The sequence below is a fragment of the Salinithrix halophila genome, from assembly GCF_042650125.1.
In the GTDB taxonomy this organism is placed as follows: Bacteria; Bacillota; Bacilli; order Thermoactinomycetales; family DSM-45169; genus Salinithrix; species Salinithrix halophila.
This window is the reverse complement of the sequence record NZ_JBHSAP010000009.1, coordinates 218,448-234,035: the sequence shown is the minus strand read 5'-3', so window position 1 is coordinate 234,035 and position 15,588 is coordinate 218,448. Positions and strand designations below refer to the sequence as shown.

The window sequence follows — 15,588 nt, the reverse complement described above, 5'->3', positions numbered from 1 at the left end:
CCGACCACCAGCGGCGGTCGGTTTTCCTTGCTTTTACCCATCGATGGAAACGCCGCCCCCCAGACTGTGGAGGGTGATTTCCGGACGGCAACGCAGACGGAGATTAATTCCTGTCTGTCCCAGGCCATCACTAATGTAGAACGCACGTTGTTCATGATAATGGAGCCCACTGATCATGTTCAAATGGGGTAGTTTCCCCATTTTTTTCAGATGGTAGGGCTTCGGCCAGTGGATCTGCCCGCCGTGAAAATGACCGGACAGCAGGTAATCAAAGTGGTAACCCATATCCAGCACAATGTTGGGATCATGGGTGAGAACCAGGTTTATTCCTTCTTCAACACCTTGGTAAGCTTGATCCACATCACTGCGACGGGTGTAGTAGTCATCGATGCCGATGATGTTCAGCTTTCGGTTACCTAACTCGATGCTGCGGTGTTCGTTTTTCAGAACGATACAGCCGCGTTTCTCCATTTCTTTCTGTAGAGCAGGCAAGTGGTCTGCGATGCAGTAGTCGTGGTTGCCAAAGACAGCATAGGTTCCATAGCGAGGGTTAAGTGTCTGGATCTTCTCCAGGTATTCCAGGAAACGGGCCCGCATGGGGGCCGTGTCCAAGTAGTCCCCGGTGAGTGCGATCAAGTCGATGGGCTCCCCTTTAATGCGTTCCAGGAGAGATTCCGGACTGATCGAGAGTTTTTCCATATGAAGGTCGGACAAATGCAAGATACGCAGTCCGTTGTGGTCCATTGGATGGGAGATTTCTATGTTGACTCGTTTGATGAGCGGGCGGAACGTATTAAAACGGGCGACTGCCCAGATGATTGTGAGTGCGGCGATGACGGCGATTGTCAGAATCGTCATTGTTGTTTTTCACCACCAATCTACTCCAAGCTACCTTACTATCTTAATTCATTGGAAGGCTTTCGTCGAGCCTATTTACGTTAAAAAAACGTGAAAAAACCTTGGAATTCATCCAAGGTTTTCCTGGCTGAGGAGGCAGGGATCGAACCTGCGAATCACGGAGTCAAAGTCCGTTGCCTTACCACTTGGCTACTCCCCATCTTTTCTATCAGTTTTCCGGCAAATGGGTGCCGGCAAATTTAAGATGTGCAGAAAAAATGGGATTTATACAGGGAGGACAAAAAATACCCGGTGTTGGGTGACGCCGGGGAGGCTTGTCGATTTCCTATTAATTGAAAAAATAGTTGAAATTTTCTGTTTAGTGAGGTATAGTAAAGGTATCCTATGAATGAGGTGAGGGCCAGTGGTGTATATCATGGTCGACCCTGGTCACGGTGGTTACGATCCTGGTGCCTCTGGTTACGGTATCGAGGAAAAAAACGTGACCCTGAAACTTTCCAAAATGATCAATGAAGAGTTGGGACATTACGAAGGGGTTAAAGTGAGTCTGACCCGTTGGGATGACCGTTACCTTAGTCTGGACCAGCGATGCGAGATTGCGAACGCTTCCGGTGCGAACCTGTTTATTTCCTTGCATACAAACAGTTTCAGCAATAAGTCCGCCGAGGGCTTCGAGTCCTATGTGGTATACGGAGCGAGGAAGAATATGACCAACGCCGCTCGGAAGCAGGATATCATCCATGGATCTGTCATGGATTTCCTCGATGACGCCGGCATTCGTGATCGGGGGAAAAAAGAAGCGGGATTTTATGTTCTTCGCTATACCCATATGTCTGCCATTCTGTTTGAGAATCTATTCATTACCAATCCGGAAGAAAATGCGCTCCTGAAGGATATAGAATTTCTGCGGCGATTGGCGCAAGCATATTCTCGAGGGATTGCAAAAGCCTACAATCTTCAGCATAAGGGGACGACGGTGCCGGAGAACGAGCCCGTTCCGGATTATTGGCATGTATACAAAAACGGAGAAATGGTCGGCTTTTTCGACTACCCAATGAACGCCTTACAATCGGGATATTATGCTGCTAAGGCGGGACTGACAAGCAATGAAACTGAAGTCACCATTACCTACGAACGTGTTCGAAAAACGTAATATTTCGGTGGATGAACAGGATGGCAGATTTCCTCTACGCAAAAGGAGGATCTGTCATTTTTCATTTCAACTGATTAAATTTAAACATAAGTTCTACAAAAATTTATAAGTCATCGAATGAAAAAAGGTGTATGATAGCTTAGTGTCCTATCTGAAATCTGTTGTTCGATAAAAAAGGAGGGTTATACAAATGAGTTATGCCATGTGGAAGCGAACGGTTGTTATGTTGATCCTCTTGATGGGTGTCACGGGTATATTCGCCCCTGTAGCCGGAGCTGAAAAGGGAAACACGGCGATTACTGTTGCGGAAGCGACAGAATCCGGTGCGGTCTCCATCAAGGAAGCCCGTTCTCTGATCGGAAAGAACGTGACGACAGAAGGAGTCGTCAATGTGGACAATGGTCTCCTGCAACCGGGCAAACTCTCGGTATACATACAGGACGAGGAGGCAGGGATCCAGTTATTCAGTCACCAGGCTGAGCGGTACCCTTCGCTTCGCGAAGGGGATCGGGTTCGTGTCACAGGGAAAGTCGGGGAGTATCGCAAAGTTACCCAAATCATGGTGGAAGATGTTGAAGTCCTAAATAGGGGCGGTTCGGTCGAGGCTGAACCCGTGAACCTATCGGACTACACCGAACCCTCGACTGCCGAAGCTTTGGAAGGGAAACTGGTGACCTTAGAAGGGTATATGCTTCGAGTGCCGGAATACATAAACGGGGGAGCAAACCTGATCCTGATCGATGAAAATCTGCGGGTGGTTACCGTACGGGTTTGGGAAAGCACCGGCATCGATCTAGGTAACATTCAATCCAACCGATGGATTCACGTGACAGGCATCTCCAGCCAATATGGAAATACCTATCAGATCCTTCCCCGTTCTGAGCGGGATATCCGGTTGTCCAAGGTGCAAAAGGAGAAGCCGATCGGAGAAGGAAAAGAAGTGGCAGCTGTCGTGGAGCGTGTGGTGGACGGGGATACGATTCACTTGGCGAATCCGGTTTTAGGAACCTCCACGGTCCGCTTTTTAAATATGGATACACCTGAAACCTACCACAAAGTGAAGGATGAGCGAGACCAAAATCAGTTGGATCATGGATTAAGAGCGAAGGAACATTTGGGTCAACTCCTGTCGTCGGGAGATAAAGTTAAGTTGAGGATAGGGGAAGAAGCCCTGGATGGTTATGGCCGTATATTGGCAGAAGTAATCCGCGACAAGGATGAGTTAAACACCAATATGGAGATGGTGAGAAAAGGGGCTGCCTCCACGTATTTTATCTGGCCTTTTCAAGGGAATACAGTGAAGGCGTATTCTCAAGCGTTGAAGGAAGCGAAGGAAAAAGGGCTTGGGATTTGGAACCGAGAAAAGCCCTTGCTGGAGCTACCCTTTGTTTTCCGGGCGAGAGAGCGGGGGAGCGAGTTGTACCGTCCTGTCGGTGATTTCAGAACCCGATATGTGGTACCAGCACGGGAATGGGCCTCCGTCCCCGATGAAAATCGTGTGTTTTTCAATGACGAAGAAGAAGCGGAGCGTGCGGGTTATCGTCCGTTGCCGTTCTCTCGTCTGGAGCGAGCGAAGGATTTTCAGTCGCTACTGACCCGATTGTACGGTGAAGGCGAAATGAGCAAATGGACTTATCGAAGGTTGACATGGCGATTAAGCACGATTGAATGCCACTTAAGAAAGCTGGAAAAAGCCATAAAGGATCAAAATCCACGGGCGATCCTTTTTCATCAAAAGAAAGTAGAAAGAGCAGTGGATAAGATGAAATGGGACATCCTCCGAGAAACCTGTTATCACCGTCTCTCGGAATCAGCTAAGGAGCAAATCGAAGCTTTCCCTGACCTCCTTCGACCCGAAGTAGTGAAAGAGCAATTGGGGGCGAATGCAGGGTAAAACCATGGCTACCCGTTGATGCATGAACGATAGCCTTTGAGTGAAAGCGGATACAAAAAAGCCCCTCCCATAAAAAGAGGAGGGGCTTTTTCTTTGCTCGGATCGGTTAAACACCAAGGATTCTATACGGTGGTTTGCTTGACCGATTCGTCAAATTCGGCTTCCACTTTTGGTTCCGGACGAGGGGTTATCAGGCTGATGACAATGATAGCGATGGTACAGGCGATGAACCCGGGGATCATCTCATAGATGTTTTCAAAGGCTTTGATTTGCTCCCACACGATCACGGTCAATGCCCCAGTGAGCATCCCTGCCAGTGCCCCCCATTTGTTCATACGCTTCCAGTACAGGCTAAGCAGGACGACCGGGCCGAAGGCAGAACCAAATCCTGCCCAGGCGTAACCGACCAGGTTCAAAATGGTTTCGCTCGGGTTTAGCGCCAGGTAGAGGGCGATGATGGATACGCCCAATAAAGAAAGGCGGCCCACTAAAACCAGCTCTTTCTGGGTGGCAGAACGGCGGAAAAACGATTTGTAAAAATCCTCCGTTAAGGCACTGGCGGTCACCAGCAGCTGTGACGAAATGGTGCTCATGATAGCCGCCAGAATGGCAGCAAGGAGGAAGCCGGTGATAAGAGGATGAAACAATACTTGCGACAATACGATGAAAACCGTTTCCGGATTATCCAAAGTCATTTGGGACTGGTTGAAATAGGCGATCCCGACCAAGCCGGTGAACATGGCACCCACGATGGAAAAAATCATCCACCCCATCCCGATGCGACGGGCTTTTTTCATCTCCTTCACTGAACCGATGGCCATAAATCGGACGATGACGTGCGGCTGACCGAAATATCCCAGACCCCAGGCTAAAAGGGAAAAGATACCGATGATACTCGTCCCTTTAAACACGTCCAACAAAGCGGGGTCGATCGAGTGGATTTCATCGAAAGTCGAACCGAGTCCCCCGGTTTGTGTAATGACCACAATAGGAACGAGAATCAACGCAATGAACATAATGGTTCCCTGTACGAAATCTGTCCAACTGACGGCCAAAAATCCTCCGAATAGGGTATACAGGACGACAACGCCGGCTGTCACCCATACCCCCCACAGATAATCCATGCCAAAGGAGCTCTTGAATAGCTCTCCACCGGAAACCATCCCCGATGAGGTATAAAAGGTAAAGAAGATAAAGATGACGAGAGCGGAAACAATTCGAAGGAGCCTGGACCCATCCTTGAATCGGTTTTCAAAATAATCGGGAATGGTGATCGAATTGTTGGCAACTTCCGTATACGTCCGCAGCCGGGGAGCGACAAACAGCCAATTGAGATAAGCACCCGCTGTCAGTCCGATGACAATCCAACCGCTGCTCAATCCTGTAGCGTACATCGCACCCGGAAGTCCCATCAACAGCCAGCCGCTCATATCGGATGCCCCTGCGCTCAAAGCGGTTACCGCAGGGCCGAGGTTTCGTCCTCCAAGCATATAATCAGAGAGATCCGATGTTTTTTTATAGGCGAAATAACCAATCGCGAGCATAAGAAGTAAGTATCCGATAATGGATAGGATAACGCCATATTCCATGCTATCTTCTCCTTTCTATAACCAAAGGGCTCTTTCGTGCCGGGAACGCACGTTGTTTTGGTGATCATGGTCGGGCCGCCGGAATGTTCGTCCCGACGGCCTCGATCATAATCCCGTATGCGTACTTCAAGTAAGCATGAAATTGCGAATGGAGTCAAGAAAGCTCCGGTCCTTTTTTAAAGGACCGTACCGCTTATTTCTATGATAAGCCATATCCCCTATCGTACGGATGGCCCCCTTTGAAGGAATCCCTCAAAATGCCTCTGTGACCACTTTCGCTTGTACAAAGTTAAGCAGGTAATCCTCACCACCTGCCTTAGAATCTGTACCGGACATGTTGAATCCGCCAAAGGGTTGTACGCCGACGAGGGCTCCCGTGCATTTACGATTGAGATACAAGTTACCGCACATCATGTGTTTACGGGCATATTCCAAGCGGGAGCGATCACGGCTGAACACACCGCCCGTGAGGCCGTATTCGGTATCATTGTATACGTCGATCCCCTCTTCAAAGCTGGACACTTTGCAAAGGGAGAGAACAGGGCCGAAAATTTCCTCTTTCATGATCTGCGATTCCCGGGTGCAGTCGCCAAAGATGGTGGGCTGGATGTAATAACCCTCGGAATCATCGGCATGACCGCCTAGGAGAAGCGTATTTTCCTGATTGCCGATTTCGATGTAACCGGTCACCTTGTCAAAGGCTTTCCTATCGATGACGGGACCGACTGGATAATTGTCTGCCGGAGCTCCCATCTTGAGGGCCTTCGTTTCTTCCAGCACTTTTTTGACCAATTCGTCGTAGATTTTTTCATGAATGATGGCCCGGGAGCCGGCAGAGCACTTCTGCCCCTGAAAGCCGAAAGCAGACTTAACAATTCCCTCTGCGGCAGCATCCAAGTCTGCGGTTTCATCGACGACGATCCCGTCCTTGCCGCCCATCTCGGCAATTACACGCTTTAACCAGCGCTGACCATCCAGTTTTCGGTGAGCTAGCTCGTCAATGTGCAAACCGGTGGCCTTGGAGCCGGTGAAGGAAATGAATCGCGTATCCCGGTGGCCGACCATGAGATCTCCAATTTCCTCCGGCGGGCCGGGTACGAAGTTGACAACGCCCTGGGGAAGGTGGATTTCCTGCAGGATCTCGATAAACTTCGCTGCCATCACCGAAGACTGGGGAGCCGGTTTTAAGAGGACGGTATTTCCTGTGACAATGGCAGAGGTCGTCATTCCTGCCAGGATAGCGAGGGGGAAGTTCCATGGCGGGATCACGATACCGACACCCAGAGGAAGATATTCTAGGCGGTTATCTTCCCCTGGATAAGGATGCAACTTCTGACCCTTACCCAGGCGGACCGCCTGACGGGCATAAAATTCGAGAAAATCAATCGCTTCAGCGACGTCGGCGTCCGCTTCTGCCCAATTCTTGCCGGATTCGAGGATTTGCCAGGCACACAACTCCTGCTTGCGGCGGCGCATGATCGCCGCTGCTTTCACCAAGTAGAGGGCCCGCTCTTCAAAGGAAGTGTGTCGCCAGGTTTCGAAAGCGGAGGAAGCAGCCTGAATCGCTTTCTCGACAGCGGAAGCATCCGCTTGGCTCACATAGCCAATGACTTCTTTATGTCTGGCTGGGTTGACCGATTGCTCGACCTTATCGCTTCGGAGTTCTTTTCCATCGATCCAAAGCGGGTAGGTTTGTCCTAATTGGTTTCGGACTTTTTCCAGCGCTTGTCGCATTTTTTCCTTGTTGTCAGGTGCCGTATAGTCCAGATAAGGTTCGTTTTGATAGGGTGTAAGATTCATTGGTTCAGCCTCCTTGGGTTAGGGGATTACGGGTTCGGTTGCGGTGCTTAGCCAGTCAAACCCGTCTCCGTATTGGTAATTAACAATTTTCATGCCAAGTAGGATCTGATGAGAAAATAACACGTTTGACCGGTTTTACGGGAGGGCTGGATTTTCATCATTGAACACTTATTGAACATTGTTGTTTAAACCCATGGATTGAACCTTGTTAACTTTCTTTATTTATTGATGCCGTGCCGTTTCAAATAATTGTACAAGGTGCCTCGGGACACGCCGAGCTCCTTCGATGCAGCGGATTTGTTGCCATATGTTCGCTCCAACGCACGTTCGATTTCGGTCCGACTCAACTTTCTCCGGTGTGCTGAAGTTTGCATGGGCGTGTTATGGCCTCTCTCAGTAAGGGCCCCGGGCTCGTCTGAACGGATTTCCTCCGGCAAATGCTCGAGCTGGGCTTTCCCATCCACAGCAAGGATAACTAGCCGTTCCATTGTATTTCGCAGTTGCCTTACGTTTCCCGGCCAGGGGTACTGCATGAGGTGAATCATCATTTGGGGTTCTGGCTCTGGGATGGGGCGGTTGTATTTTGCGGAGAACTCTCGTAAAAAATGTTGCATCAGTATGGGGATGTCCTCGATTCGTTCGCGAATAGGGGGGATGTGGAGATTCACGACGTTTAATCGGTAATAAAGATCTGGCCGAAATCGCTTTTGTCGCACTTCGTTCAGCAAATCCCGATTGGTGGCGGCGATAATTCGTACGTTGACACGAACGGGTTTATTACTGCCGATCGGGTAAAAACTTTTTTCTTCCAAGACACGCAGGAGCTTTACCTGCATCTCCAAAGGCAGTTCCCCCACTTCATCTAAGCAAAGGGTCCCCCCGTCTGTCAGCGCCAGCTTTCCAACCTGCCCTTTCCGGGCTGCTCCGGTAAAAGAACCGGGTACATATCCGAAAAGTTCGCTCTCAAAGAGGGGAGCAGGGATGGCCCCGCAGTTGATCGCGATAAATGGGCCCTCTGCCCGCAGGCTGGATTGATGAACGGCATGGGCAAACAGTTCCTTGCCGACCCCTGATTCCCCGGTCAACAGCACGTTGGCTTCCGTTTTGGCCACTTTTTGTGCCATACTGATGGCTTCCAGGATGGCTGGACTTCTTCCGAAAATGCGGTGCCACGGCTGGCTCTCCCCTTGCACAGGAGGGTTTTCAACTGTTTCGTCCACCCGGCTTGAATGGTGCATTAATTCGTGGCCGAGCCGAACGATTTGCGTGACATCGCGTTCCGTCGAGATGGCACCTTTGATTTTGCCGTTGACGATAATGGGAGTGGTATGGATGAGTACGTGCACGTTTGGCTTGGGCTCGTGATATGCGTGGCGAATAGGGATACCATTCTCCAGAACGCGTTGTATCATCAGAGATTTCCACGGGAGGTCGAGGATGCACTTTCCGACAATTTCGTTTCTAGAAATGCCATAGAGTTGTTCCGCTGCTTCGTTCCAGTAGTGAACTTTGGCCTCCTCATTCACGATGGTGACGGCTTCCTCCACACTTTCTAGAAGCGTGGATAAAACGACCTTGTCGATCGGATCGTTTGGCATTCCATCGACCTCCCGTTGAATTGACTTCATTATGAAAGGGCTTACAGATGTTTAGACACTTTTTGAACAGTCCCTTAACACAATTTTAACAACCATGTCTATTTTGCGTCCACTCTTTCGGCGAAGATTCGGTCAGGTAAAACATGGCACGGTTTTTGCGTGCTATCTGGTTACCGACAGGTTCATTTTTTCCGCGGGAGGGTGTTCAGGATGGAACAAATCATGCGAAATATGTTTTTGTATATGGCTAAAAATCAATCGGCCAATCGGCTGGCAAAACGTTACGGACTGCGCTTTGGAGCCCGACGGTTCGTGGCGGGGGAAACGGTTGACAATGCTGTAACGAAGACGAAAGCACTCAATGAACAAGGCTTCAAAGTAACCCTCGACCATTTGGGAGAATCCGTTTTTACACGTAAAGAGGCCGAAGAAGCGGCAAAAGATTGCCTCCGGACCTTGGATGCGGCGGCCAAAGAGAAGCTTACCGTCTATTTATCCATTAAGCTTACGCAATTGGGCCTCGACATCGACGAAGCGTTTTGCCTGGAACAGGTACGTGGGATCGTTGCCCGGGCAGCCGGGTATGGCTATTTTGTCCGGATCGATATCGAAGATTATGCCCACAATGAAGCCACGCTCCGATTGTTTAACCGGGTGCGGTCCGAATTTCCAGACCACATCGGTCTGGTCATCCAAGCCTGCTTGTACAAAAGCAAGAAGGACGTGGAAGTATTCGGTAAAGAGGGAGTCAATCTCCGCCTCGTCAAAGGGGCCTATAAAGAATCGCCCCGTGTTGCTTTCCCAGATAAGGCAGATGTGGATAAAAACTTTATTCATCTTCTCGAGATGCACTTGACCAATGGATGCTTTACTGCCATTGCCACCCATGATGACACGGTTATCGACCATATGAAGCAATTCATCGCGAACCGGGGAATCCAAAAAGACCAGTATGAGTTCCAGATGCTATACGGGATTCGGACACAGTTGCAGGAACGTTTGGTGAGGGAAGGATATCCCGTTCGGGTTTATGTGCCCTTTGGCCGAGACTGGTACGCCTATTTTATGCGTCGCCTCGCTGAACGGCCGGCCAATGTCGGCTTCGTACTAAAGTCGATGTTCAAATCCTGAAAGGAAGGCCGATATCTAATTTGTACATCCGCACATGTTGTGCGGTTTTTTTACGAAAAAAACCGCCGACAGAGCCGGAGTTGTTCAAGCTGCTGTCGACGGATGGGGTTGTTTCTTATCTTTCATCCTGGGGAGGCTCTTTTAATTCCTCGCCCGCTTTTCCTTTGAAGCGGAGGCCCCATCCAGTAAGGGCGGCGAACAGCATCACGAGAAGTAAGAACCAGCCATGGAAGACATAGGGGAAGACCTCTGTCGGGGAAACGACTGGCAGCCAGTCATACTTGCCTTTCAAGTCACTGATGGTCGTCCACCCGAGGAGAAGCGCTGCGCTCCAAGGAAAGATATAGCCGAGAGCAGAACTGACGGCATCGAGGAAATTGGCCCGCCGGTAGGGGTGGATTCGGTATTTTTCACCAATTTCCCGCACGAACGGTGCGGCGGCAATTTCGGCCGCGGTATTGATGGTGATGGCGCTGTTTAGGATCGTTACGATTCCCCAGATCGCCAATTCAGCCCTACGGACGATCCCACGGATCCACCGGGTTAAAGCACTGGAAATGGCATTCATCGTACCGCCCAGTCCCAACAAATGAGAAGCGGCTACAATTAATAGGATGAGGATGGCCATATTCATATATCCGGAGATGCCTTCCACCAGAGCTCCTTCTACAATGGTATCCGAGTCGGGGTTAAACCGGATAAAATCCCCCAGTGTTCCCAGATTCGCAATTAGAACCAAGGGGATGGAAGAGATGATTCCCCATGTTAACGAAGTGATCAGGTGCTGACCCCTTAAGGCGAGGAAGATGACCAAGGCGAAAGGAAGTAAAAGTATGAGCCCGGTTGGATTGGAGGCTTCGTGCATCATTGCCATTGCCGCTTGGTTATCCACTCCGTGGGCAGTCCCCCCACCAAATACGAGGAACAGAACAAAGGCCGGTATAGCGGCTACTATACTGTACTTAAACCGTGAACGCACCACACCCGGTACATCCGCATCTTGGGTGACGGCGGAAACAATGGTGGTGTCGGAAACGGGGGCTAGGTTGTCACCGAATGCCGCTCCACTCAAAATAGCGGCAAAGAGAACCACCGGATCGGAGCCCATAGCGATTCCCGCCGGGTACATCAGGGTGCAAAAGGCCACGGTGGTACCGTATCCTGTGCCGACTGCTGTGGAGAAGACAGCGGCGAGAAGGAAGGTGAGAGCGGTGAACATCGCTCCTGTCATGCCTGAAGTTTCACCTAGCCAGACGAGCCCTTCCACTAGGCCGCCGGTCCGGAGAACCTGGGCAAACATCCCTGCCCAGAACCAGGCGATAATGGCGACGACACCGACAGGCTGAGCCATCCCGTCAAATATGCCCTGGGCATAATTCTCCCATTTGCTTTTACACAGGAAGAGTCCGAGAGCCAGACCAAGCACGCCACCCAGAACAAGTCCCAATTCGGAGGTAATGTTTAGCAGGCTGGTGGACACAGCCCAAATAACAAAAAACAGCATCGGCACCGCAGCGCCGAAACCTCCCAGCCGGAAGTCCAGCTTCCGGACTTTTTTACTGCCGACGGCTTCTGCAAGTTGCTCTTCACGATTGTTCGAATTTTCGTTAGTAGGTTCCATGGTTTCCCTCCACAACTCATTTGAAATCGCTTTCGAATCATTCGGTTAAACTTGTGCCAAAAACCCCATTACCCATTTTAACAAAACAGACACAAAAGGAGGGGGACGAAATATGGAAATGGGTTCTCAACACTGACGGCATCAGAAGGGAATACATTATTCGTTAGGTTTGGCGATTTTTCTTGAAAGGATACACAACAGTCGTGCCGAATGGGAAAGGAGGAGTGAAATACTTCCCTTCGTGGTGGTTGGCACCTATCCAGATTGGAGGAACCATGGATGGAACTGCAATGGGTAACAGTCGATGCGTTTGATGTTCGAGGGATTTCTGTTACGACAGACAATGCCTGTGAAATGGGAGCAGAACCGAAAATCCCTCATCTGTGGGAACGATTTCACAACCGTAAGATATGGACGATAAACGCCGGAGATACGGCTCCGGTGGTCTATGGGGTATACCACCGTTATGAAGAGGGGGTTAACGGAAGTTATCGTGTGTTGGCGGGGTGTCCAAGCGATCACGTGAAAATGGCGGAGGGTATCGAGGAGCTACATATCCCTGTGTCGACCTATGCAGTGTTTACTTCTAACAAGGGTCCAATCTCCCGCGTGGTTCCAGAAACATGGATGAAGATCTGGGAGTGGTTTCAGCAGACAGACCAGATTCACCGAAGTTTCCTGTATGATTTTGAACGTTATGATGGACGGGCATGCAATCCCGAGCAAGCGATTGTGGAGATCTATATCGGTGTAGACCAACCAGCTGTTTTGTAAAGGATGGCTGGCCTATATAAGCAAAAACCGGCCACCTTACTCGGGCCGGTTTTTCCTATTCACTACGATATTGGCTAGGCCATACCCATGCGCTCATTTTCGCGACAAAAGGGATGAACCATTTGATCAGCGTTCCTGTAAAAATCACGCTCAATATCGTTCCGATTCCGATGGGTCCCTGAAACATAAACGCCAGCACCAAGATTGCGATGCTGATCATGGTACGAGAGACAGCTACATTCCATCCGGTCAAGCCTTGCACTACCAGCATCATCCGGTCGATTGGAAGTGGAGCGAAATGAGCTTTTAGATAGATGGCAATCCCCAGTCCTACCAGTATCAATCCGGAACCGACGCAAAACGACTGACTGATTACCATGTCGGGATGAACCCATCCCCCTAAAAGCCAAAGCCAAAAGTCTATAAAGACACCGGTGATTACAGCTGTTAGGATCGCTAAGTACTCGGGAGGTTGGCGTTGTGCCATGGCGTTGAAGAGAACCATGATTCCTCCGATAATCATTTCCCAACTTCCCGGGGTGAGACCTACCGTTTGAAACAAACCGACAAGGAGGGCATCAAAGGGGGATGTCCCTAGATGGGACTGAATGGTTAAAACAATCCCGAGGGTGAAGGACAGAATCCCCACTATATAAAAGAGAAACCTTGTACGGATTTCTTGCATGTCCCTTCTCTAACTCCTTTCTTATTGACCCAGATCTTTGACCATCAACCGATGAGGGATCCCCTCTTCCATAAAGACATCCGAGGCCTTTTGATATCCCAACTGGCTGTAGAAACGCTCGGCATGGGTTTGGCCGTGTAACTTGACTTTGGTTAGGCCTTTTTCTTTGGCGATTTCCTCTAGAGCGTGGACGATCGCTCTTCCGAGGCCATATTGACGGTAGGAATCCAACACACAGATTCTTTCCAGCTTAGCCGTATCCTCGACGATTCGTAATCGTCCTGTACCAACCGCTTGCTCATGGTAAAAAGCAAGAACGTGAACAGCTTCCTTCTCAAACGCATCGATTTCTTCTTCAAGAGGAACCCCCTGCTCCTCCACAAACACCGTGGTTCTTATACGAAAGACTTCTTCTAACTCTGAAGATGTTGTGACACGTTTGGTTTTCATCTGGTTTCCACCTTTTCGCTTGATGATGGATCATTCGCATAAATCTAGAGAGGAAGACCGTATGCCCGTCCAATAGATCGACCAGAGATGCTGGAGTTTCGCCTCGAAGGTTGTCCGATTGTTGTTGTAAAGGAGTTGTGTGAACAGCCCGTCCAACAAACAGTAGAAAGAACTCAGAAGGTGCTCCATGGGAAGTTCTCTGATTTTTTTTTGCTTCATTCCCTCTGCAAATAAGCGTCGCAACATATCGGAAAACATCTTTTCAGCTTCATAAAAGCTTCTCTTTATTTCTGCTTTTAACTTTTGGGGTGGGAAAATCATGGTGTACTTCAAGAACTGAATCTTGTCTTCGTCATGCGTGTAATATAGAGAAGCTTCGTAAAGCATATGGAACAACTGTCGTTCTACATCCATATTTTCGGTTTTTTTAATCGTTTCTTTAACATGATGGACGTGTTCGAGGATGGTTTCCTCAAAAACCTGAAGAAACAAATCCTCTTTGTTCTTGTAATGGGAGTAAATGCTGGGGGCTTTAATTCCCACTTCTTCTGCGATTCTTGAAACAGTAATTTCCTTGTATCCGTGTTGGGAAAAAAGCTTACGTGCCGCTTTTTTTATTTGATCGGCTGTATGCATTGGATCACCTCCATTGCCTAACGAATATTAGTTAGGCACATTATATAGGAAGGGGCGACCAGAAGCAAGGCTTACAAAAAAGGGAGCAATAAAAAAATCAAACCTTGTCCATGGAGGCGTCCATATTTCGGAACCGGCACAAGCTTGACCCATAATTTGGGGTCGGAGCTTTTGCTGTGTTTGGAGGCTGTTAAAAGACATCAGCGTTAAAGGGTCATTTTTCGAAAAAAATCGACATCAACCGGCAGGGGATTGGATATTTTTGTAGAAATTGGTCATGCAACACAATGGAATCATTTAGGGGGTGGTGGAACTGGATGCGGCGGCTTACGTTTCGGGTTTGTTGGAAGAGGCGGTTCGAATGCGGGCGAGTGACTTACATATCGAGCCGCGTTCGGATCATCTGTGCATCCGGCAACGGGTAGACGGGTTTTTAGTTCAGGTCGATCGCTTGGAGAAGGAGACGATGTACCCGCTTATTTCACGGTTGAAAGTGATGGGGAATTTGGACATCGGGGAGAAACGGCTACCCCAGGATGGGGCGCTAACCCTGACGGTCGACGGTGAGCGCGTGGATGTCCGGGTATCTAGTATGCCGACACTCCATGGGGAAAAGGTGGTGCTCCGGCTCCTTCGTAACCGATCGGAACTGATGTCCTTGCAGGAGCTGGGGATGGGGGAGGAGGAAAGAAAACGGTTGACTCAGCTGATCAAACGGACGAGTGGGCTGCTAGTGGTCACGGGGCCGACGGGAGCGGGGAAGAGCACGACCTTGTATGCCATCCTACAGGAGTTGAACCGGGAGGAAGTCAACCTGGTGACCTTAGAGGATCCGATTGAATTTCAGTTGTCCGGGGTCAACCAGATCCAGATTAACCCGAAGGCGGGTCTCACTTTTGCCAGAGGCTTGCGGGCCGTTTTACGCCAAGATCCCAACATCATCATGGTGGGGGAAATCAGGGATCAGGAGACGGCGGACATCGCGATCCGGGCAGCCTTGACAGGGCACCTGGTGTTGTCGACATTGCACACGGCAGATGCCAGTTCTACCATCACCCGGTTCCTCGACATGGGCATTGAGCCGTACCGGATTGCCTCTTCCTTGATCGGAGTAGCCGCCCAACGGCTGGTCCGTCTCATTTGCCGCGATTGTCGCGGAAAGGGATGCCACGATTGTCGTCAAATGGGTTATCGGAACCGGACGGGTGCTTTCGAAGTGCTTTCCCTAAAGGAGGAATTCCAACCCATGATTGTGGAGCGTGCTCCCCTTTCTCGGCTTCGACAAAGTTTCCAAAAGGCGGGGATGCGCTCGTTGTCCGATGTGATCCTGGAGAAGGTAATGACCGGGGAGACGACGATTTCAGAGTATCACCGGGTCGTGGATTCCTATGAGTAGGTG

The 15,588-nt window shown here is 49.9% G+C and carries 13 protein-coding genes and 1 tRNA gene; 5 read left to right on the top strand and 9 right to left on the bottom strand.

Annotated features, from left to right (window positions below; all coding sequences use genetic code 11):
* Window positions 1–33: 33 nt before the first annotated feature.
* Window positions 34–858, bottom strand: coding sequence for a metallophosphoesterase (locus ACFOUO_RS07400; protein WP_380703758.1), 825 nt, complete (start codon window positions 856–858; stop codon window positions 34–36).
* A 124-nt stretch (window positions 859–982) separates the two neighbouring features.
* Window positions 983–1,057 (bottom strand) — tRNA-Gln (locus ACFOUO_RS07395).
* A 216-nt stretch (window positions 1,058–1,273) separates the two neighbouring features.
* Between ACFOUO_RS07395 and ACFOUO_RS07390 the strand changes: the two genes are divergently transcribed.
* Window positions 1,274–2,011, top strand: a complete 738-nt coding sequence (locus ACFOUO_RS07390) for an N-acetylmuramoyl-L-alanine amidase family protein (protein ID WP_380704784.1) — start codon at window positions 1,274–1,276, stop codon at window positions 2,009–2,011.
* Between the two features lie 190 nt (window positions 2,012–2,201).
* Entirely contained in the window at window positions 2,202–3,905 is a 1,704-nt protein-coding gene (locus ACFOUO_RS07385; RefSeq protein WP_380703756.1) for a thermonuclease family protein, read from the top strand.
* Between the two features lie 122 nt (window positions 3,906–4,027).
* Here the strand turns inward: ACFOUO_RS07385 and putP are convergent, their stop codons facing one another.
* The 3 genes from putP to ACFOUO_RS07370 form a co-directional block, all read right to left on the bottom strand.
* Window positions 4,028–5,494 (bottom strand): sodium/proline symporter PutP, encoded by a 1,467-nt coding sequence (gene putP, locus ACFOUO_RS07380; RefSeq protein ID WP_380703754.1) that lies wholly within the window; start codon window positions 5,492–5,494, stop codon window positions 4,028–4,030.
* 252 nt (window positions 5,495–5,746) lie between these two features.
* Entirely contained in the window at window positions 5,747–7,294 is a 1,548-nt protein-coding gene (gene pruA, locus ACFOUO_RS07375) for an L-glutamate gamma-semialdehyde dehydrogenase (RefSeq protein WP_380703752.1), read from the bottom strand.
* Window positions 7,295–7,512: 218 nt separating this feature from the next.
* Window positions 7,513–8,892, bottom strand: a complete 1,380-nt coding sequence (locus tag ACFOUO_RS07370; protein WP_380703751.1) for a sigma-54 interaction domain-containing protein — start codon at window positions 8,890–8,892, stop codon at window positions 7,513–7,515.
* Between the two features lie 210 nt (window positions 8,893–9,102).
* Between ACFOUO_RS07370 and ACFOUO_RS07365 the strand changes: the two genes are divergently transcribed.
* On the top strand, window positions 9,103–10,023 hold the full coding sequence (locus ACFOUO_RS07365; protein ID WP_380703749.1) for a proline dehydrogenase family protein: 921 nt from the start codon (window positions 9,103–9,105) through the stop codon (window positions 10,021–10,023).
* A gap of 115 nt (window positions 10,024–10,138) precedes the next feature.
* On the opposite strand, the gene ACFOUO_RS07360 is transcribed toward ACFOUO_RS07365, so the two are convergent.
* Window positions 10,139–11,644 (bottom strand): Na+/H+ antiporter NhaC family protein, encoded by a 1,506-nt coding sequence (locus ACFOUO_RS07360; protein ID WP_380703747.1) that lies wholly within the window; start codon window positions 11,642–11,644, stop codon window positions 10,139–10,141.
* A gap of 279 nt (window positions 11,645–11,923) precedes the next feature.
* Between ACFOUO_RS07360 and ACFOUO_RS07355 the strand changes: the two genes are divergently transcribed.
* Window positions 11,924–12,418, top strand: coding sequence for a GyrI-like domain-containing protein (locus ACFOUO_RS07355; RefSeq protein ID WP_380703745.1), 495 nt, complete (start codon window positions 11,924–11,926; stop codon window positions 12,416–12,418).
* Between the two features lie 55 nt (window positions 12,419–12,473).
* On the opposite strand, the gene ACFOUO_RS07350 is transcribed toward ACFOUO_RS07355, so the two are convergent.
* From ACFOUO_RS07350 to ACFOUO_RS07340, 3 genes are read right to left on the bottom strand one after another with little or no spacing between them, the layout of a single operon-like run.
* Window positions 12,474–13,103 carry a YczE/YyaS/YitT family protein gene (locus ACFOUO_RS07350; RefSeq protein WP_380703743.1) on the bottom strand — a complete coding sequence of 210 codons (630 nt, stop codon included), beginning with the start codon at window positions 13,101–13,103 and terminating at the stop codon, window positions 12,474–12,476.
* Window positions 13,104–13,124: 21 nt separating this feature from the next.
* Window positions 13,125–13,553: a GNAT family N-acetyltransferase gene (locus tag ACFOUO_RS07345; RefSeq protein WP_380703741.1), complete on the bottom strand. Its 429-nt coding sequence runs from the start codon at window positions 13,551–13,553 to the stop codon at window positions 13,125–13,127.
* A gap of 30 nt (window positions 13,554–13,583) precedes the next feature.
* Window positions 13,584–14,189 carry a TetR/AcrR family transcriptional regulator gene (locus ACFOUO_RS07340; RefSeq protein ID WP_380703739.1) on the bottom strand — a complete coding sequence of 202 codons (606 nt, stop codon included), beginning with the start codon at window positions 14,187–14,189 and terminating at the stop codon, window positions 13,584–13,586.
* A 307-nt stretch (window positions 14,190–14,496) separates the two neighbouring features.
* Here ACFOUO_RS07340 and ACFOUO_RS07335 point away from each other — a divergent pair, with 307 nt between their 5' ends.
* A complete protein-coding gene (locus ACFOUO_RS07335; RefSeq protein WP_380703737.1) occupies window positions 14,497–15,585 on the top strand; it encodes a GspE/PulE family protein in 1,089 nt (362 codons plus the stop codon).
* Window positions 15,586–15,588 lie beyond the last annotated feature (3 nt).